We start from the raw sequence: 19,666 nt of genomic DNA on the forward strand, positions 1-19,666 counted from the left end.
GACAGCAAAGCAAACTAAGGCCGCCAGGTGTTTGCCGCAGCAAATAGTCAATTACAAATTTCCGGGCAGGATAGCAAGGCATTCTGTCGTCAACATGACAGGAGGCTGACAATAAGCTGACAATGAAAAATAGCGTGGAAGAGGTATGGAGCAGGGGCAAAAGAGTAAAATACGCGAGTTGTTCATATGCTCATCTGGATATTCTATGCATGTCTTGTTGGTTGAAGATGACACCGTGATTGCGGATGGCATCTCCAAAAATCTCAAAGCGCACGGTATGGTGATTGACGTCGTCCACAATGGTCACGATGCACTGGCGGCATTGCAACGCTCAGAAATTTCCGTGATGGTGCTCGATATTGGTATTCCAGGTATTGATGGCTTTGAGGTTGTCAGGCGTTTGCGTAGCCAGAATGCCAATTTGCCGGTATTGCTGCTGACGGCAAGAGATTCCATCCAGGACCGTGTGCATGGGCTGGAGCTGGGTGCCGATGATTACCTGGTCAAACCCTTCGCTACGCCAGAACTGGTGGCGCGTATCAAGGCGCTGGTCAGGCGCAGTGCGCCAGAAGCAACAGCCCTGCAACTGGCTGGATTGACTCTGGACCAGACTGCCAAACGCGCACGTGTGAATGGTCAGACAATTGAATTGTCGGTACGTGAATGGGCTGTGCTGGAATACCTGATGCAGCAGGTTGCCCGTGTGGTGTCCAAGCAGCAAATCATTGATGCCATCCTGCCCTGGGGGGAAGACATCACGCTGAATGCGGTTGAAGTCTATGTTTCAAGGATACGTAGCAAGATCCTTGATGCCGGTGTCACCATCAGGACCATCAGGGGCTTTGGCTACATGCTGGAGAAAGCCAGTTGATGAATGCCAGCATACGCCTGCGCCTGCTGAAATGGCTGATTGCCCCCTTGTTGGTCACCAACATCCTTGGTGCCATCCTGATTTATCGCCTGGCCTGGGAGCCAGCCAATGCTGCCTTTGATGAAGGTCTGACCGACACCGCCTGGGCACTGGTGCCGAGGTTGAAACTGGCCAGTGCCGATGTCGCCATCGATTTACCGCCGCAAGCTGAACAAGTATTACGGGTTGGTCATTTTGACCCTATCTATTTCATCGTCAGGAATGCTGCCGGGAAAACCATCGCCGGTGATGCCGATTTCCCATCCTTGCGTACATCTGAACAATTGAATGACCCCCTGGCTTACGACAGCATGATGCGCGGTGGCGGGATACGCGTTATTTCTCTTAAAGCCATGGTCGATGGCAAGCCGGTTTTCATCGGTGTAGGTGAGACCCTGAGGCGCAGGAACAATATCCGCTCTGAAATCTTTACGACCCTGTTGCTGATGGAAGGCTTGCTGGCAGTCATGTCCATCCTCATCGTCTGGTTTGCGGTGTCAAAAGGCTTGTTGCCCTTGAAGAAAATGCGTGCAGACCTGGATTCGCGCAGCTATGATGATTTGTCCCTGATTGACGTTGAGCATAACGCGCTGGAATTACGGCCTCTGGTCATGGCACTTAATGATTTACTGAGCAAAGTACAGGTAGGTGCTGCTGCACAGCGTGATTTTGTCGCGAATGTGGCGCATCAGTTGAGGACCCCACTGGCCGGCCTGAAAATGCAGATCGAATGGCTACAGCAGCGCTATATGGCCGATGAAGAAACCAGTCGCTCCATAGAATTGATGCTGTCCTCCAGCGAGCGCTTGATACGACAGACGAATCAGTTCCTGTCACTGGCCAGGGCTGAACCCAGCCAGTTTGTTGAAGCCTATCTGGAGAAAGTGTCGCTGGACAAGCTGGTGGAAGAAGCGATACAGCATTTTATTGAAGAAGCCGACAAGAAAAATATCGATCTGGGCTTTGATTTGTCCCCTGGCGATATCATGGGGAATCGCTTTTTGTTGCGCGACCTGATTGATAACCTGATCGACAATGCGATTCGTTATACTCCTGCACGCGGGACCATTACCGTCAGTTGCCTGAGCCTGGAAGATATGGTGATATTGAAGGTCGATGATTCCGGCCCCGGCATCGCACCTTCAGATCAGGAATTGATATTCAACCGTTTTTATCGCATCAGCGATCAGTCAAACGGCAGTGGCCTGGGGTTGGCCATTGTCAGGGATATTGCAACAGACCATAAGGCCGAGATCAAGGTATTGACTGGCAGTCAGGGGCAGGGAACCCTGTTTGAGGTGATATTCCCCCGGTATAAGAACTGAAGCGTGCAGCCAGGCAACACTGGCACGCACGCTTCAGTTTTGTTCTTGTCCGTATTCCTGCCTTTGTTGTTTTCCCTGTTGCTTCCGACCTTGGCCTAAGTCCGGATAATGTTCGAAGTATTCACTTCACGAATATCCTTGGTACCGGTCAATGCCATGCTGACATCCAGCTCTTTCTGCAAGATTTCCAGCATCTTGGTGACGCCAGCTTCGCCCATGGCACCCAGTCCATACAAAAAGGCGCGGCCTACCATGCTGCCCTTGGCACCCAGTGCCGTGGCTTTCAATATGTCTTGCCCGGTGCGTATGCCGCCGTCAAACCAGACTTCAGTCTGATGACCTACGGCGTCGACAATTGCTGGCAGAGCCTGTATCGACGACATCGCACCATCCAGCTGACGACCACCATGATTGCTGACGACGATGGCATCGGCACCGGCAGCTACTGCCAGTCTGGCATCCTCCACATCCAGTATGCCTTTCAGTATCAGTTTGCCGCCCCATTCCTTCTTGATCCAGGCCACGTCATCCCAGCTCAGGGTAGGGTCGAACTGGCTGGCCGTCCATTGGCTCAGCGTCAGTATGCCGTCGCCACCTTTGACATGGCCGACCAGGTTGCCAAAAGTCTTGCGGCCTGACAGAGCACGCAAGGCCCAGGCGGGTTTGGTGGCCAGGTCAAGAATGTTGGCCAGCGTCAGTTTCGGCGGTACCGACATGCCGTTCTTCAAGTCTTTATGGCGTTGTCCCAAAATCTGCAAATCCAGCGTCAATACCAGGGCTGAACATTTGGCGTCTTTGGCGCGCTGTATCATCTCTTTCACAAAACCACGGTCACGCATGACATACAGCTGGAACCAGAAAGGTTTGGTGGTCACACTGGCCACATCTTCTATCGAGCATATGCTCATGGTCGACAGCGTGAAAGGCACGCCGAATTTTTCGGCTGCAATGGCACCCAGCATTTCACCATTGGCCCATTGCATGCCCGTCAGACCGGTGGGCGCTATTGCTACCGGCATGCTGACTTCCTGGCCTATCATGGTGGTGCGGGTTGAGCGGTGTTCCACATTGATGGCGACGCGCTGCCTTAATTTGATGGCAGCCAGGTCGCTGGTATTGGCTTTGTAAGTGGATTCTGTGTAAGAACCGCTGTCGGCGTAATCATAAAAAGCTTTTGGTACGCGCTTTTTGGCGAGCAGGCGCAGGTCTTCTACACAGGTAATGACAGGCATGGGGGTTACTCCGGCTAAAATATTTAACAGGGCAAGTGTAGATGATAAGTAACTTGCCATGGCGGAAAAGCTTTCAGACTTATGATGAAGGATTTTCAGCATCATTCATGATATACGCCCGAAAACTGTCCATTTACTCAAGAAAATGATCAGATATCAGACTACGCATCCATTGGTTGCCTGCATCCTGGTTGTAGCGGCGGTGCCAGAACATATTGGTTTGCAGGGCAGGTAAACGCAAAGGGGACTTGACATAGCGCAAGCCAAAGGGGGCGGCAGCACGTTCGGCCAGTTTTTGCGGCACGGTTACCAGTAAATCATTGCAACTGACTATATATGGAACGGCAACAAAATGCGGGACACGCAAATGACTGGCTGCGCTGATGCCGGCTTTCTCCAGACTTTGATTGACTTTGGCATACGGGTTTTCTTTGGATGCAACAATCAAATGACGTGCTGCCAGAAAATCCTTCATGTCCAGCCTGTCTGCCGCCAGCGGGTGGCTTTGCCGGAACAGGCAGACATAATTTTGCCGGAACAGACGTCGCTGATACCATGCATCAGACAAATGATCAAAGGCCCCAATGGCCAGATCAACCCGACCAGATTCCATTTCCGTCTTCAAATCGATATCACTGGCGCGCACGGTGGACAATTGCACGTGTGGTGCCTGGGTATACAGGTGTTCCGCCAGGATGGGCATGAAATATACTTCACCGACATCGGTCATGGCGATGGTGAAATGACGCTTGCTGCTGGCAGGGTCGAAGTTTTCCTGTCGGTTCAGGGCCTGGGTGATGTGCGTCAGCGCCAGCGCCACGGGTTCAGCCAGTTGTTCTGCCAGTGCCGTGGGTTGCATTCCTGTTGCTGTACGTACAAATAATTCATCATCAAAACAGCGCCGCAACCTGGCAAGGGCATTGCTGACCGCAGGCTGCGACAGGTTCAGCTTGCGGGCGACAGAGGATATCTGACGATCTTGATACACTTCCTGAAACACCACCAGCAGGTTCAAGTCTATGTCTTTGGGTTCCAGCATAAAATTCCAGTATTATTGATTCTGTGAATGTAGTACATTTTTGTATTTATATCGTAAAACAGCAAGCTTTGCATTAAAGTCAGGTTCTGATTACATACACATGGCAGGAATTGACATGAGCAAGCACGCTGCACAAGAAGGCCAGCTTCATCGCCAGCCTCATAACCAGCCTCATAACCAGCTTCAATACCAGACTGGTCTGGGTAATGAATTCGCCACCGAAGCATTGCCTGGGGCCTTGCCTGAGAGCCAGAATTCCCCGCAGAAATGCGCTTATGGCCTGTATGCCGAACAAATCTCTGGCACCGCGTTTACCGCGCCGCGCCATGTGAATCGTCGTTCCTGGTTTTACCGCATACGTCCTGCGGCCATGCACCAACCCTTCCAGCAAGCCAGCAATGGCCGCATGACGAATGACTTTGGCGCAACACCAAGCACACCGAATCAACTGCGCTGGGACCCCATGCCCATGTCGGCTGAGGCAACTGATTTCATAGCTGGCTGGCTGACCATGGCTGGCAATGGCTCGGCTGACGCGCAAAATGGTTGTGCCATCCATATCTATACGGCTAACCGTGACATGACCACGCGTTTCTTTTATAACGCCGATGCTGAATTACTTATCATTCCCCAACAAGGCCGTCTGCATATCCGTACTGAAATGGGTTTGCTGGACATAGAACCACAAGAAATCGCCGTCATTCCGCGTGGCATACGCTTCCAGGTCCATCTGCCGGATGGCGAAGCGCGTGGTTATGTGTGTGAGAACTTCGGTTCCATACTGAAGTTGCCTGACCTGGGCGTCATCGGTTCCAACGGCCTGGCCAATCCGCGTGATTTCCAGACACCTGTTGCCTGGTATGAAGACCGGGAAGGTGATTTTGAATTGCTGGCCAAGTTCAGCGGTAATCTGTGGTCGGCAAAAATAGGCCATTCACCGCTGGATGTGGTGGCCTGGCATGGCAATTTTGCGCCTTACAAATATGACTTGCGTCACTTTAACACCATAGGTTCCATCAGTTATGATCATCCTGATCCTTCGATCTTCCTGGTCTTGCAGGCAGCCAGCGACACCCCGGGGGTGGATACCATCGATTTTGTGATCTTCCCGCCGCGCTGGCTGGTAGCAGAAAATACCTTCCGTCCGCCATGGTTCCATCGCAATATCGCCAGTGAATTCATGGGCCTTATCCATGGTCAGTATGATGCCAAGTCGACGGGCTTCCGTCCCGGTGGGGCCAGTTTGCATAATTGCATGAGCGGTCATGGCCCGGATGCCCCGACCTTTGACAAGGCATCCGCCGCTGATACCAGCAAGCCACATAAAGTCGATGATACGATGGCCTTCATGATAGAAACGCGTACTATCATCAAACCTACCCGTGCGGCGATGGAATCTGCGCAATTGCAGGCTGACTATTACCAGTGCTGGCAAGGCATCAAGAAAAATTTTAATCCGGAGCAAAAATAAATGACGGTACAACTTAACGAAACCCATGACGTCGCCTTGCGCAGCTGGGTCGCTTCGGCCAACCAGGCTGACACGGATTTCCCTCTGCAAAACTTGCCGTATGGCGTGTTTCGTCGCCAGGGTAGCAGCCAGTCTTATCGTATCGGTATTGCCATCGGTGACCAGATACTTGATCTGGCCGCCGCCCACGCCGCCCATGCTTTTGCCGGTTATACCGAATTGCAGGGCGGGCATTTCACCAATGCCGTTAATGCCAGCAACCTGAATGCCCTGATGGGTCTGGGCGCACCAGTGTGGTCGGCACTGCGCCTGGCGTTGTCGCGTGTTTTGCGTGAAGGTGCAAGCCTGCAAGGTGCATTGCAAGCCTGCCTGCTGGCGCAAAGCGCGGCAGAATTTGCCTTGCCGGCGCACATTGGGGACTACACCGACTTTTATACATCCGTCCATCATGCAACGGCAGTCGGTAAATTGTTCCGTCCGGATAATCCTTTACTGCCGAATTACAAATGGGTGCCTATCGGCTACCATGGCCGTGCATCTTCCATCGGCGTCTCTGGCCAGCAATTCCGTCGCCCTGTTGGTCAGACCAAGCCACCTGCATCTGATACTCCGGTGTTTGGCCCTGCCAAACGCATGGACTATGAAATGGAAATCGGCATTTTCGTCGGCCCCGGCAATGCCCTTGGTGACGTCATCAATATGGACAAGGCAGAATCGCATATCTTTGGCCTGTGTCTGTTGAATGACTGGTCGGCCCGCGATGTGCAGGCATGGGAATACCAGCCGCTTGGCCCTTTCCTTGCAAAGAATTTCGCCTCAACCATTTCCCCGTGGGTGGTGACGCTGGAAGCGCTGGCACCTTACCGCCATGCCTGGACACGCGATGCCGAAGACCCGCAGCCCATGGCGTATCTGGATGCACCTGGTTTGCGCGACAGCGGTGCTTTCGATATACAACTGGAAGTCTTGTTGCAGACAGAAAAAATGCGTGCCGCTGGCGCGCCTGCCGAGCGCTTGTCGCTATCGAATTTCCGTCATTCATACTGGACAATTGCGCAACTGATCACACATCATACTGTCAACGGCTGCAATCTCAATCCGGGTGATTTGCTGGGGTCGGGTACGCAATCTGGTCCTTTGGCAGGAGAAGCTGGTTCCTTGCTGGAGTTGACCGAAGGCGGCAAGAAGGCACTGACTTTGACAAATGGTGAGCAGCGTATTTTCATGGAAGATGGAGATGCCATCGTCATGCGCGGTTGGGCGCAGAAAGAGGGATGTGCGCGTATCGGATTTGGTGAGGTGGTGGGGACTTTGTTGCCAGCCAGGGTTTAATGCCGTGTTCTAGTTATTGCCGGTCCGATTTCTGTCGCTGTATGCCGGGTTTTGATTAAAAGCTTTTCCTTCGTAGAACCAAGTCGGGTTTGATGTAATAAACGGCAATCATCATATTGTCGCTCCAGCGAAGGCTGGGGCCTAGTGTCTTTGCTTGCATACTTGAGTCGTTATTAAAGCGATTATCCTTGGTGGACGCAAGTCGGTTTCGGTCAATTAACGGCAATCATAATTTCGTCGCTCCAGCGAAGGCTGGAGCCTAGCGGCGTTGCTTGTGTGCCGTACTTTGATTAAAAGATTGCTCTCCGTTGATACAAGCGGGGTCTCGGCCCGGCGGCCGAATCCCTTTCTTTGCTTCGCCAAAGAAAGGAATCAAAGAAAGGCGACCGCAGACTCGCTCCCTGCGGGAGTGCCCATTTATGTAGCGCAAAAAATGGGAAGGTCCGCAACTCGCTTCCCTTGCAGGGCGCACAATCGCTTGCAAGCGATTGCCGTTACGCAGGCGTGGTGCATGCACCACGAAACCCCTGCTACTCCTCAAACGTCGGACCTTCTTTTTCCATTTTCTGCACTACACAAATGGCTTCGTCCCAAGCGGATTAAGATCAAAAGCAGCTGCAACTTCAAAAACAATGGCAACCCCCACACCATCGTTAATTGACGGCATTCAAATAAATATGAATGAGGTTGTGTTGACGTAGGGTTTGGGTTTGACTTTGGGGTTGCTTTTGAAGTTGTTGTTGATCTTCAACCGCTTGGGACGATGTAATTTGTGTGTCACAGAAAATGGAAAAAGAAGATCCGATGTTTGAGCGAAGCGAGTTGCGGATCTTCCCATTTTTTGTGATGCACAAATTATGCTGAAGCGTAGCGTAAGCACCCGAAGGGCGAGTCTGCGGTCGCCTTTCTTTGAATACGTTCTTTGGCGAAGCAAAGAAAGTATTTCGGCCGCCGGGCCGAGACCCGGCTTGTGTCCACGAAGGGCAATCATTTAATCAAAGTACGGTATGCAACGAAAGCCGCTGGAGCGCCAGTCCGGTAGCCTCCAGCCTGCGCTGGAGCGACGATACTATCATTGCCGTTGATTATCTAAAACCCGATTGGTGTCCACGAAGGGCAATCTTTTAATAAAAGTACGGCATGCAACGAACGCCGCTAGGCTCCAGCCTGCGCTGGAGAGACGAATTTATGATTGCCGTTGATTACTCCAAACCCGGCTTGGTTCTACGAAGGATAATCGTTTTAATTAACGACGAAGGTGTACAACAAACGCCACTGTAGGCGCCAGCCCGGTAGCCTCCAACCTACGGCTGGAGCACCGGTATGCTGGCGCCCCCGCTCCTAAATCTGCACCCAGTTACCCTTGAATATAATCGGCCCAGACGGTTTTTCAGGATTACCCGAACCACCTTTTGGTTCCAGCGTAACTGCCAGCAAAGGCACGCTGTCGGCAGTCATGTTGGCAGGCATGGGCAGGGTGATGATGCCCTTGTCTGCGACCAGACCCAGGGACTTGACCTTGCCATCCTTGCCTACTGCCCACAGTTCCAGGCTCTTGTCGGCGGCGATGTTTTGCGCGGTGACCATGCGGATCTGCAACTGGCCGCGTTTGCTGTCACCGGTAATAACGGCAATAGCCTGCGCCTTATCATCCGACAGGGTCGCCACATAATTATTTTGCGGCGCAGCTGGCTGGTCTACCTGTTTGTTGAGCATGACAGAAATCAGGACCACTGCAACCGTGGTCGAAAACATGCCCAGGCCACGCCAGAATGCCAGGTCTTCCCGCAGATTGCGCCAGTACGCCCAGCGATCTTCAGTTGGCTTTAGCTTCAGGCGTTTCTCCAATGCAGGCCAGATGCTGGCTGGTGCTGCCACGGCCTGTGTAAATTCAGCCATGGGTACCAGATGGGCTTCCCATCGGCCAACTACCTGACGCAGGGCAGCATCCTGTTTCATCCATGCTTCAAAGCGGCGACGTGCGCCGCCCTTCAGGGTTCCCAGCACATACTCGGAAGCCAGTTTTTCTTGCAGGGCAAGGTTATTTTTTATCTGGAGTAAATTCATTATGCCTCCAGACGAGTGAGGCAGGTACGCAACTTGTCGAGGCCGCGTCTGATCCAGGTTTTCACTGTGCCTATAGGCAATTTCATATGTTCTGCCACTTCGCTATGTGACAGATCATGGAAAAATGCCATCGCCATCGCCTGCCTGTGCAATCCTTCCAGACGTGACATGCAGGACGCCAGTGCTTTGGCATCCTGTGTCAGTTCCAGCGTCTGTGCTGGTGTCGGTTCACTGCTTTCCATGGCTTGCATGATTCCCATATCAAAATTATCAGCATCAATTTCCACATCGTGATCTACACGACGCAAGAGATCGAAAGCACGATTGCGTACGATAGTTGTCATCCAGGTCATGGGCGCTGCCAGACCGGCCTGATAACTGCCTGCGTTATTCCAGATGTTGACAAAACTCTCTTGTAAAACCTCTTCTGCCAACTCACGCTTAACTAATATACGCAGCGCGAAGCCAAACAGTTTCGCTGAAGTGGCGTCATACAGAAATTTAAATGCCTGCGCGTCTTTGCGGGCGACGGCGGCTAGCCAGTTTTGTAGCTGGCTGGTATCCAGAGCGGCAGTGGGCAATTGCGTATCCAATCTTGGCTGTCGTGTTGTGTGCTAAGCATCTGTGAGGCAGATGCGCCGATTTTAGTCGATTTCCTGACGATGCACTCACACCGTATCAGGACTTGTTGCTTTCTGCATGCATAAACAGGGAAGGATGCTGTTCTGAAAATTCCCGTAACAGGTTCCATACCACACGTACTCTTTGCAGGCGATACAGGTCACTCGGTGCCGCCAGCCAGTAAGAACGTTCGGTAAAGAATGTGTCTTGCAACACCGGCACCAGCGTACCGCTGGCGGGAATGGCATACGGTGGTGCCATGATCAGGCCCAGGCCAGCGGCAGCAGCTTCACATTGCGCCATCATGCCGGTGCAACACAGGCGTCGTCGCGGTGTAAAGCCTAGTTGGTCGAGAAAATTCAACTCATTGCTGGCCAGCCTGTCCTGTACATAGTCTACAAAATCATGCTGGACCAGATCAGCTTTGCTGCGTATGGGGGCATGGCGCGCCAGATAATCCGGTGATGCATACAGGTTCAGGCGAAATGTTGCCAGGCGGGTAAAGATATAGCGGCCGGTATTTGGCGGGTCAAGCATCACTCCCAGATCGGCTTCGCGATTTGCCAGATTGGCAAAGCGTGGCTGTACCAGCAAATCGATACTGAGATCTGGATGATCTTTTAATAAGCCTGCCAGCAATGGCGCAATCACGAGAGTGCCAAACATTTCCGGCACACCCAGGCGCACGACGCCATGGGCAGATACGCTGGCAGCACCGAGTTGATCGGTTGCAGTCAGGGCGGCGCTTTCCATTGCTTCGGCGTGGGGTAGCAGGGCATGACCCATTTCAGTCAGTTCATAACCCTCACGACTGCGGTCAAACAAGGTGGAGCCCAACTGCGTTTCCAGCCGGTCTATGCGCCGTGCGACGGTGGTGTGTTCTACACCCAGACGACGTGATGCCCCGGACAGTGTGCCAGCTCGGGCAAGTTCCAGGAAATAACGCAGGTCGGTCCATTCAGGCATGCTATTCATGCGCTAATTGTGCACCAATTGTGCGACAAAGCACATATGCCAGCAAAGTTTAATCCATTTCCACTTTGCAATACGGAAAGAAATGGGGGTTTTGCACAACAACTGGGCAGTTTTATTGACACTTTCTATACTCTGATGTGCATTAATGCACAAAGGGTGGGCGTGCATGCGCTTTCTAGGTTTTTCCTTTCCGTGCACACTGCCTGCCATGCGCCATACACCATGTATAGAGCGCACATAAAAAAATATACAGGAGACAGAGATGAACCAGAGCAAGAGAAAGCAGAAATTGTTACGCCGGTCCGCCGCAGCATTGATTGCCTTGTCGGGCGGGGGCCTGGCTCAGGCACAAACGGCCAGCCCGGGTAATGAAACGGCGACATCAGCCGAACCAACCACCGTGCTGGTGACGGCCCGCCGCCGCGAAGAATCCTTGCAGGATGTGCCAGTATCCGTGACCGCTTTCTCTGCTGATCAGCTTTCCAAAACGGCCGTACCCGACATCGTCGGCCTGGTACAGACTTTGCCGAATACCACGATGAAAGCTTCGCGCGCGACAAATTCCACGCTGACCGCCTTTATTCGTGGTGTGGGGCAGCAAGATCCGCTGGCCGGGTTTGAGGCAGGTGTCGGTATTTATCTGGATGACGTGTACATTGCACGTCCACAAGGCGCTGTCGCCGATATTTATGATGTCGAACGCATAGAGGTCTTGCGTGGCCCTCAGGGTACTTTGTATGGCCGTAATACCATAGGCGGTGCCGTCAAATATGTGACACGCAAATTGCAGCCCGAAACCGATGTGCGTCTGAAGGCAACGGTAGGTACTTATGGTCAGACTGATGCGGTACTGACGGCAAGTACGCCTGTGTCTGATACGGTAAGAGTTGGCGCATCGCTGGCAAAATTCAAGCGCAATGGCTTTGGTAAAAACTTGCTGACCGGCGCTGAAAATTATGACAAGGATGTGGCTGCCGCCCGTCTGAGCGCAGAATTCACGCCTAATTCCAACCTGTTCATCCGCGTATCAGCAGATACCAGTCAGGATGATTCCAGCCCCAAGAATGGCTATCGCCTGACGGTCGGCAATGCCAGCAAGGCACCGGTACTCGATAATGTATTCGATACCCGAGCCAATCTGACCACTGCGCTTGGCCATTTGCAGCAAGTCAGGCAAAGTGGCGGTTCCGCCCTGGTCGAATGGCAGATCAATAATGAACTGACGCTCAAATCCATTACCGCCAGCCGCCGTGACACCTCGTATGCGCCTATCGATTTCGACTCTTTGCCGACAGTAGATCTGGAAGCACCTGCACTGTACAAGAACCGCCAGTTCAGCCAGGAGCTGCAACTCAGCTATAACGGCAAGACTATACAGGGTGTGGCCGGTGTGTATTACATAGACGCCAATGCCTATAATAAATTCGATACATTGCTGAATGGCGCGTTGCCCCTGTCGGTCTACACCATGGGTGACGTTGATACCAAGGCCTGGGCCGTGTTTGCCGATGGCAGCATGAATCTTTCCGACAGCATCAGCGTCTCGGCTGGCGGCCGCTACACTTCAGATACGCGTCAGGCAGCAGTCCTGCGTCAATTGTATTTAGGTACCAAGGGCTCGCCAGAAATGGGGAACCCGGGTGCGGTATTGTTCCGTACCGACACCAATCTCGGCAAGACTGATCTGGACCGCACCGATACCAAGTTTACCCCGCGCCTGTCATTGAACTGGAAAGCAAATGCCGACAACAACGTGTATGCATCCTGGTCACAAGGTTTCAAGGGTGGCGGCTTTGATCCTCGCCTGAATGTGGTTGGCACCAAGATCAGTCTGGCAAAAGCAAAAAGCGGTTATGAACCAGAAGAAATAGAGACCGTGGAACTGGGTCTGAAGTCACAATTTGACAAGGGCCGCATCATGACCAACGCGGCATTGTTCTTCAGCAATTACAAAAACGTGCAGATACCTGGTTCGGTTGCAGTGGATACCGATGGTGACGGCAAGGACGATAATTTTGCCGGCGTGACGACCAATGCAGGCAAGGCCCGTATCAAGGGTTTTGAACTGGAAGCGACAGCACGTGTCACCGATGCCTTCCGTCTTTCCGGCATGTTCAGCTATATCGACGCCAAGTACACGCAGTTCCTTGTTGCTGGTGTGGATGTCGCCAGCCAGAAGGTATTTCAGAATACACCCAAGCAATCCGCGAACCTGACTGCCAGCTATGACTGGCCGCTGAATATGATGGGCAAGAACGGTGCATTGTCGTTGATAGGCAGCTATTCCTACCGCGGCGCGACCAATCAGTTTGAAACACCAAATGCACTGCTGGATCAGGATGCGTATTCGCTGTGGGATGCCAGTCTGGTCTGGACCAGCAGCGACAAGCGCCTGCGTGCTGGTCTGCATGGCAAGAACCTCAGTAACACCAAATACAAGGTAGCTGGTTACCTGTTCCCAACGCTGGGTCTGGAAGGCAGTACGACAGCCTTCTATGGCAATCCAAGGACAGTCTCGGCCACGGTGGAATACCGTTTCTAATCCGGTGACAGCGAGAGGACATTGCGTGACTACTTTCACTGACATCAGCTTTACCAGTAGCGATGGCCTGCAATTGTATGCGCGGGATTATCCTTCGCAAGGTGGGCAGGCCAAATGTGCAGTCATCTGCATCCATGGCCTGACCCGCAACTCTGGCGATTTTGAAGAGCTGGCACCGTGGATAGCAGCGCAGGGGCGGCGTGTCATTGCGGTGGACGTCAGGGGGCGTGGCCGTTCCCAGCATGATGCCGACCCTGATCATTACAATTCGGTCGTGTATGCCAATGATGTCATCAAACTCGCCCGTGACCTGGGTATAGGCCGGGCGGTGTTTATTGGTACCTCCATGGGGGGGCTCATTACCATGACGGTGGCAGCGCGCAAATTGAACCTGATTACCGCCGCCATCCTTAATGATGTCGGGCCTGCCTTGTCTGCGAAGGGCCTGGGACGCATAGCCGGGTTTGCCGGCAAGGGAGTAGAAGTCAACGACTGGGAAGCGGCCACTCACTACATACGCCAGCTTAACCTGTCAGCTTTCCCCGATAACAGTATGGAAGAATGGGGCAAGTGGGCCAGGCGGGCTTTTGCTGAAAATATCGGTGGCAAGCTGGTGCTGCAATATGATCCGAATATTGCTCGCCCCTTGCAAACCGGTCAGTTAAAAAGTAAATCCTGGGTCGCCAATTTTGCTTTCCGCCGCCTTGCGAGAAACCGCCCCACGCTGCTGATACGCGGCGACCTGTCAGATCTGATCGAGCCTGAGCAACTCGCCTACATGCAGGGTCTGGCACCGGATATGCACTATGCTGAAGTGAATGGCGTAGGTCATGCTCCCATGCTGATGGAAGCGCAGGCACAAAAAGCCATCAGGGAATTTTTAGCTGTAGTGGATTAAGTAAATTGCAGTATGCTTATATGCATAGTCAAAAAAGAGCATGGCAAATGCCGTTGACAACATCTGCGCAATACCACATTGACCACATTGACCACAGTGACCACAACGTAAAATTAGCAGGAGACAAAATGCAAGCAAGAAAACACGTCAAACTCGCCACTCTGGCACTGGCTTTGGTTGCTGCCTTCGCCAGCGCCAGCAGCCCGGCACAGGATCTGAAAATTGCCCTTATCGCAGGCAAGACCGGTGCACTGGAAGCCTATGCCAAGGAAACCGAAACCGGCTTCATGATGGGCCTGGAATACCTGACTGGCGGCAAGATGGAAATCAATGGCCGCAAGATCAAGGTCATCGTCAAGGATGATCAAAGCAAGCCTGACCTGGGTCGCACCGCATTGGCCGAAGCCTTTGGTGACGACAAGGCCGATATCGCAGTCGGTACCAGTTCTTCCGGCTCTGCCATTGCCATGTTGCCCGTGGCAGAAGAATACAAAAAGGTGCTCATTGTTGAACCAGCGGTCGCTGATGCAATTACCGGTGAAAAATGGAATCGCTACATCTTTCGCACCAGCCGCAATTCCATGCAAGATGGTCTGGCCGCTGCCAGCACCATCAAGTCCGGTGGCAGTATCGCCTTCCTGGCGCAGGACTATGCTTTTGGTCGTGACGGTGTAAAGGCCGCGAAGGAAGCATTGACGGCAGTTGGTGCCAAGGCCAAGATTATTCATGAAGAATATGCGGCACAAAACACCACGGACTTTACCGCAGCGGCGCAACGCATTTTTGATGCGCTCAAAGACAAGCCAGAACCGCGTGTCCTGCAAATCATCTGGGCTGGCCCCAATCCCATGAACAAGCTGGCCGACATGAAGCCGGAGCGTTTTGGTATTACCCTGGCCCCCGGCGGTAATATTCTGCCCGTCATGAAAAACTGGAAAACCTATGCCGGCACTCAGGGCACAATTTACTACTACTACGACTTCCCCAAAAATAAGATGAATGACTGGCTGGTGGCCGAGCATACCAAGCGTTTCAAGGCACCGCCTGATTTCTTTACAGCTGGTGGTTTTTCTGCGGCCAGTGCCGTGTACACGGCGATTAACAAGGCCAAATCCACAGACACTGAAAAACTCATCGCAGCAATGGAAGGCATGGAATTTGACACGCCTAAAGGCAAGATGAATTTCCGCAAGGAAGATCACCAGGCCATGCAAGCCATGTACCATTTCAAGATCAAGAAAGACCAGAAAAATGAATGGGATTTACTGGAGCTGGTCAGGGAAATACCGGCCAGTGAATTGCCAGTCCCGGTCAAGAACAAGCGCTGATGATGGCAGGCGTACAGATGAGTGGCGCCCCCTCGCTATCAACGCGTGATCTCAGCATACGGTTTGGCGGCCATGTGGCCGTCAATCAGGTAACGGCAGACTTTTATCCCGGCACCCTTACCGTCATCGTTGGCCCCAATGGTGCAGGTAAAACCACTTACTTTAATTTGATGTCAGGTCAGTTGTCTGCCACTGCGGGCAGCGTACATTTATTTGGTGTGGACATCACGAGCAAGGGTGCGGCAGAACGCACGCGCAGAGGAATAGGCCGGGCTTTTCAACTCACCAATCTTTTTCCTAATTTGTCCGTCATTGAAAATGTACGTCTGGCTGTACAAAGCAAGGCAGGTCTGGGTTTGAACATTTTTTCCTTGTGGTCTGCTCATACCGGATTGATGCAGAGGGCAACGCATTACCTGGAAAAAGTCGCACTGGCAGATAGACAATCATCCAAAGTGTCAGCCCTGTCACATGGTGACAAGCGCAAACTTGAAGTCGCTATCCTGCTGGCGCTGGAACCGGACATCATGATGTTTGATGAGCCCACGGCAGGCATGAGTGTCGATGAAGTGCCTGTGGTGCTTGACTTGATTCATCAGGTCAAGGCAGAGCGCAAGAAAACCATTTTGCTGGTGGAGCATAAAATGGACGTGGTGCGTTCACTGGCAGACCGTATCATCGTCCTGCATAACGGTGCGCTGGTGGCCGATGGTGAACCGGTCAGCGTCATGGCATCTGCTATCGTGCAAGAGGCCTATCTGGGTGTTGCCCCTGAAACCAAGGAAGAGTAGCATGTCTGAAGCCATACTGACACTGGCCGGTGTGCATACCCATATCGGCGAATACCATATCCTGCAAGGCGTGGACATGCAGGTTCCGCGTGGCGGCCTCGCTGTTTTGCTGGGCCGCAACGGCGCTGGTAAAACCACCACCTTGCGTACCATCATGGGCCTGTGGAAAGCCAGTCAGGGCAAGATACACTTTGATGGTCGCGATATCACTGCCATGGCAACGCCAGACATTGCCCAGTTAGGCATCGCCTATGTGCCAGAGACCATGGCGATATTTTCTGACCTGACAGTCAAAGAAAACCTGGTGCTGGCGGCGCGCAATGGCCCTCTCGATAGCAACCGGGTCGAATGGATATGCGGCTTTTTCCCTGCACTGAAAAAATTCTGGAACTACCCGGCAGGTAATCTGTCCGGTGGCCAGAAGCAGATGGTCGCCATCGCCCGCGCCATCGTTGAACCACGCAAACTGATACTGGTGGATGAACCAACCAAAGGGCTGGCTCCTGCCATCATCCTTAGCCTCATGGCTGCTTTCAATGAGTTGAAAGCCAGCGACACCACCATCTTGCTGGTTGAACAGAACTTCAATTTCGTGCGCAAGCTAGGGGATACGGTGGCCGTCATGGATGATGGCCGTGTCGTCCATACCGGCGGCATGCAGGCACTGGCTGATGACAATGACTTGCAACAGCATTTGCTGGGCTTGTCACTGGCTGCGCATCAATAAAGCAAGAGGAAGAATAATGACAGATACTGTTCTGGACAAGACTGCCAAGCCAGAAGTCGCCAGCCTGCCGACGGCACCACGCGACATCTGGCCGCTGGTACTGGTGCCAGCGCTGGCTTTGCTGATGCTGCCGCTGATTGGCAGCTTTCCGACCTGGATCACACTGACCGTCGCCGGTCTGGCCATGGGTATGATGATCTTCATCATGGCCAGTGGCCTGACCCTGATTTTTGGCTTGATGGATGTATTGAATTTTGGTCATGGTGCTTTTGTATCCGTCGGTGCCTTTGTCGCCACCCTGGTTTTGCTGCCTATGCATGGCTGGATGGAAGCCGATTCCTTGCTCATGAACCTGGCAGCACTGGGCCTGGCTATCCTGTTGGCAATGCTGGCAACCGGCTTGCTGGGCTGGGCCTTCGAGCGTGTCATCATCATGCCCGTATATGGTCAGCATCTGAAGCAGATCCTCATCACTATGGGCGGCATGATCGTGGCTGAACAGATGATCAATGTCATCTGGGGTGCAGAGCAAATCCCGCTACCGCTGCCGACCAGTCTGCGTGGCAGCATACTGCTGGGTGACGCCGCCATAGAAAAATACCGCCTGATCGCCGTCGTGGTTGGCTTGCTGGTATTTATTGCCATGTTCCTGGTACTGAACCGCAGCAAACTGGGTTTGCTGATACGTGCCGGTGTAGAAAATGGCGAGATGGTGGAAGCACTTGGTTACCGCATACGTAGGCTGTTCGTGCTGGTGTTTGCTGCCGGTTCGGCACTGGCTGGCCTCGGTGGCGTCATGTGGGGCTTATATAAAGAAAGCCTGACCGCAGCCATGGGCGGCGACATCATGGTCATGGTGTTTATCGTCATCATCATAGGTGGCCTGGGTTCTGTGGGCGGCTGTTTTATCGGTGCCTTGCTGATGGCGCTGGTGGCCAATTACGCCGGTTTCCTGGTGCCCAAGCTGGCGCTGGTGTCGAATATCTTGCTGATGATCGCCGTGTTGCTCTGGCGTCCGACTGGCCTGTACACCGTGGTAAGGCGTTAAGACATGAATGCAATGAAACAAATCCTGTCGGATGATTTTCCGCGTAACCGCTGGCTGGCACTTATCTTGGTAGCGATATTTTTCGGGCTGGCTTTTGCCCCTTTCATCACCAGCGGTGCGCGACCTTTGAACACTGCTGCCACCATTTGTGTCTATATCGTGCTGGTTGCATCGTATGACTTGTTGCTCGGTTATACCGGCATAGTCTCGTTTGCCCACACCATGTTTTTTGGTATAGGCGCATACGGTATAGGTCTGGCTTTGGCCAGTGGCACGCCATCATGGGGACTGGCTGCTTTCGGCTTGCTGGCAGCATTGCTGGTGACGCTGGTACTGGCTCTGATCGTCGGCTTGTTTGCCTTGCGTGTGCGGGCGATTTTCTACGCCATGATCACGCTGGCGGTGGCTTCATCTTTTGCCGTGCTGGCATCGCAATTGTCGGATTTTACCGGCGGTGAAGATGGTAAGACCTTCAGTGTACCTGCTATTTTTTCACCTGCTTATCGCCTGTTTGACGCGGAGATATTTGGCCGTGTTGTGGATGGCAAGGTGATCACTTATTACATCGTATTCGTAGGCTGCGCTCTGCTATTCCTGTTCTTGCTGCGCGTCGTCAATTCTCCTTTTGGCCGGGTCTTGCAGGCCATACGCGAAAATGATTTCCGTGCCGAAGCACTGGGTTACCGCACCGTGTATTACCGCATCCTGGCGAATTGCATTGCGGCGCTGATTGCTGCCATAGCAGGCGCCTTGATGGCCTTGTGGTTGCGTTATGTGGGGCCCAAGACCATGCTGAGTTTTGAAGTCATGACAGATATTTTATTGATTGTCGTGATAGGTGGCATGGGGACCATGTATGGGGCTGTCGTTGGTGCCACGCTGTTTATATTGGCGCAGAATTATTTGAAGAGTTTGATGGGCATGGCCTCGTCGTCTTTGGCTGACGTGCCCTTGCTGGCGAGTGCTTTGCATCCGGACCGGTGGATGCTGTGGCTGGGGGTATTGTTTGTGGTGTCGATTTATTTTTTTCCGGTGGGGATAGTGGGGAAGTTGAGGGGTAATGGAAAGAAGGATTAATTGGCGACATGGCTTGATGAAGTGCCGTGCAGGTAAATTCGTCGTTCCAGCGTGCTTTTAGCTGGAACCCAGTGGCGTTCATTGCATACTTGTGTTGTGTGTAAAACGATTGCCCTTCGTGGACGCAAGCCGGGTCTCGGCCCGGCGGCCGAATCCCTTTCTTTGCTTCGCCAAAGAAAGGAATCAAAGAAAGGCGACCGCAGACTCGCTCCCTACGGGAGTGCCCATTTATGTAGCGCAAAAAATGGGAAGGTCCGCAACTCGCCTGCGGCTCAAACATCGG

The 19,666-nt window shown here is 52.9% G+C and carries 16 protein-coding genes; 11 read left to right on the forward strand and 5 right to left on the reverse strand.

The genetic code is table 11. The annotated features are described in order from the left end of the window. The first annotated feature begins 205 nt into the window (after positions 1-205). Positions 206-871, forward strand: coding sequence for a response regulator transcription factor (locus ACO0LK_RS17865; RefSeq protein WP_422977371.1), 666 nt, complete (start codon positions 206-208; stop codon positions 869-871). Beyond that, positions 871-2,235: a sensor histidine kinase N-terminal domain-containing protein gene (locus ACO0LK_RS17870; RefSeq protein ID WP_422977373.1), complete on the forward strand. Its 1,365-nt coding sequence runs from the start codon at positions 871-873 to the stop codon at positions 2,233-2,235. The genes ACO0LK_RS17865 and ACO0LK_RS17870 overlap by 1 nt, the downstream gene beginning before the upstream one ends. 95 nt (positions 2,236-2,330) lie before the next feature. Here ACO0LK_RS17870 and ACO0LK_RS17875 read toward each other — a convergent pair whose 3' ends face one another. Together ACO0LK_RS17875 and ACO0LK_RS17880 are read right to left on the reverse strand one after the other, a co-directional pair. After that, a complete protein-coding gene (locus tag ACO0LK_RS17875; RefSeq protein ID WP_186946242.1) occupies positions 2,331-3,467 on the reverse strand; it encodes an alpha-hydroxy acid oxidase in 1,137 nt (378 codons plus the stop codon). Between the two features lie 133 nt (positions 3,468-3,600). Further along, positions 3,601-4,506 carry a LysR family transcriptional regulator gene (locus tag ACO0LK_RS17880; protein ID WP_422977376.1) on the reverse strand — a complete coding sequence of 302 codons (906 nt, stop codon included), beginning with the start codon at positions 4,504-4,506 and terminating at the stop codon, positions 3,601-3,603. A 115-nt stretch (positions 4,507-4,621) separates the two neighbouring features. On the opposite strand from ACO0LK_RS17880, the gene hmgA reads away from it, so the two are divergent. Both hmgA and fahA read left to right on the forward strand, forming a co-directional pair. Next, complete coding sequence (gene hmgA / locus ACO0LK_RS17885) at positions 4,622-5,977, forward strand: homogentisate 1,2-dioxygenase (RefSeq protein WP_422977378.1); 1,356 nt, start codon at positions 4,622-4,624, stop codon at positions 5,975-5,977. Further along, a complete protein-coding gene (gene fahA / locus ACO0LK_RS17890; protein WP_422977380.1) occupies positions 5,978-7,309 on the forward strand; it encodes a fumarylacetoacetase in 1,332 nt (443 codons plus the stop codon). Positions 7,310-8,650: 1,341 nt separating this feature from the next. On the opposite strand, the gene ACO0LK_RS17895 is transcribed toward fahA, so the two are convergent. The 3 genes from ACO0LK_RS17895 to ACO0LK_RS17905 all read right to left on the reverse strand — a co-directional run bounded on the left by ACO0LK_RS17895 (position 8,651) and on the right by ACO0LK_RS17905 (position 10,972). Continuing rightward, positions 8,651-9,376, reverse strand: coding sequence for an anti-sigma factor (locus ACO0LK_RS17895; RefSeq protein ID WP_422977382.1), 726 nt, complete (start codon positions 9,374-9,376; stop codon positions 8,651-8,653). After that, the gene (locus ACO0LK_RS17900; protein WP_422977384.1) at positions 9,376-9,957 is read right to left on the reverse strand and encodes a sigma-70 family RNA polymerase sigma factor; all 582 of its coding nucleotides are present in this window, start codon (positions 9,955-9,957) and stop codon (positions 9,376-9,378) included. Before ACO0LK_RS17900 ends, ACO0LK_RS17895 begins: the two co-directional genes overlap by 1 nt. Before the next feature lie 97 nt (positions 9,958-10,054). Beyond that, entirely contained in the window at positions 10,055-10,972 is a 918-nt protein-coding gene (locus ACO0LK_RS17905) for a LysR family transcriptional regulator (protein ID WP_422977386.1), read from the reverse strand. A 262-nt stretch (positions 10,973-11,234) separates the two neighbouring features. Between ACO0LK_RS17905 and ACO0LK_RS17910 the strand changes: the two genes are divergently transcribed. The 7 genes from ACO0LK_RS17910 (at position 11,235) to ACO0LK_RS17940 (ending at position 19,383) form a co-directional block, all read left to right on the forward strand. Next, positions 11,235-13,514 (forward strand): TonB-dependent receptor, encoded by a 2,280-nt coding sequence (locus tag ACO0LK_RS17910; RefSeq protein ID WP_422977388.1) that lies wholly within the window; start codon positions 11,235-11,237, stop codon positions 13,512-13,514. Between the two features lie 25 nt (positions 13,515-13,539). Then, positions 13,540-14,412 (forward strand): alpha/beta fold hydrolase, encoded by an 873-nt coding sequence (locus tag ACO0LK_RS17915; RefSeq protein ID WP_422977390.1) that lies wholly within the window; start codon positions 13,540-13,542, stop codon positions 14,410-14,412. A gap of 128 nt (positions 14,413-14,540) precedes the next feature. Continuing rightward, complete coding sequence (locus ACO0LK_RS17920; protein WP_422977392.1) at positions 14,541-15,740, forward strand: substrate-binding domain-containing protein; 1,200 nt, start codon at positions 14,541-14,543, stop codon at positions 15,738-15,740. Positions 15,741-15,757: 17 nt separating this feature from the next. Further along, the gene (locus ACO0LK_RS17925; protein WP_422977394.1) at positions 15,758-16,531 is read left to right on the forward strand and encodes an ABC transporter ATP-binding protein; all 774 of its coding nucleotides are present in this window, start codon (positions 15,758-15,760) and stop codon (positions 16,529-16,531) included. A 1-nt stretch (position 16,532) separates the two neighbouring features. After that, complete coding sequence (locus tag ACO0LK_RS17930) at positions 16,533-17,258, forward strand: ABC transporter ATP-binding protein (RefSeq protein WP_422977396.1); 726 nt, start codon at positions 16,533-16,535, stop codon at positions 17,256-17,258. A gap of 16 nt (positions 17,259-17,274) precedes the next feature. After that, entirely contained in the window at positions 17,275-18,306 is a 1,032-nt protein-coding gene (locus ACO0LK_RS17935) for a branched-chain amino acid ABC transporter permease (RefSeq protein WP_422977398.1), read from the forward strand. A gap of 12 nt (positions 18,307-18,318) precedes the next feature. Next, on the forward strand, positions 18,319-19,383 hold the full coding sequence (locus ACO0LK_RS17940) for a branched-chain amino acid ABC transporter permease (RefSeq protein WP_422977459.1): 1,065 nt from the start codon (positions 18,319-18,321) through the stop codon (positions 19,381-19,383). The last annotated feature ends 283 nt before the right edge of the window (positions 19,384-19,666 follow it).

The sequence above is a fragment of the Undibacterium sp. Ji49W genome, assembly GCF_049340205.1.
In the GTDB taxonomy this organism is placed as follows: Bacteria; Pseudomonadota; Gammaproteobacteria; order Burkholderiales; family Burkholderiaceae_D; genus Undibacterium.

Coding starts and splice junctions, on each gene's coding strand:
- ACO0LK_RS17925 (WP_422977394.1), top strand. CDS start 15,758: ATGAGTGGCGCCCCCTCGCTATCAACGCGTGATCTCAGCATACGGTTT.
- ACO0LK_RS17910 (WP_422977388.1), top strand. CDS start 11,235: ATGAACCAGAGCAAGAGAAAGCAGAAATTGTTACGCCGGTCCGCCGCA.
- fahA (WP_422977380.1), top strand. CDS start 5,978: ATGACGGTACAACTTAACGAAACCCATGACGTCGCCTTGCGCAGCTGG.
- ACO0LK_RS17875 (WP_186946242.1), bottom strand. CDS start 3,467: ATGCCTGTCATTACCTGTGTAGAAGACCTGCGCCTGCTCGCCAAAAAG.
- ACO0LK_RS17935 (WP_422977398.1), top strand. CDS start 17,275: ATGACAGATACTGTTCTGGACAAGACTGCCAAGCCAGAAGTCGCCAGC.
- ACO0LK_RS17880 (WP_422977376.1), bottom strand. CDS start 4,506: ATGCTGGAACCCAAAGACATAGACTTGAACCTGCTGGTGGTGTTTCAG.
- ACO0LK_RS17930 (WP_422977396.1), top strand. CDS start 16,533: ATGTCTGAAGCCATACTGACACTGGCCGGTGTGCATACCCATATCGGC.
- ACO0LK_RS17870 (WP_422977373.1), top strand. CDS start 871: ATGAATGCCAGCATACGCCTGCGCCTGCTGAAATGGCTGATTGCCCCC.
- ACO0LK_RS17865 (WP_422977371.1), top strand. CDS start 206: ATGCATGTCTTGTTGGTTGAAGATGACACCGTGATTGCGGATGGCATC.
- ACO0LK_RS17940 (WP_422977459.1), top strand. CDS start 18,319: ATGAAACAAATCCTGTCGGATGATTTTCCGCGTAACCGCTGGCTGGCA.
- ACO0LK_RS17895 (WP_422977382.1), bottom strand. CDS start 9,376: ATGAATTTACTCCAGATAAAAAATAACCTTGCCCTGCAAGAAAAACTG.
- hmgA (WP_422977378.1), top strand. CDS start 4,622: ATGAGCAAGCACGCTGCACAAGAAGGCCAGCTTCATCGCCAGCCTCAT.
- ACO0LK_RS17920 (WP_422977392.1), top strand. CDS start 14,541: ATGCAAGCAAGAAAACACGTCAAACTCGCCACTCTGGCACTGGCTTTG.
- ACO0LK_RS17905 (WP_422977386.1), bottom strand. CDS start 10,972: ATGAATAGCATGCCTGAATGGACCGACCTGCGTTATTTCCTGGAACTT.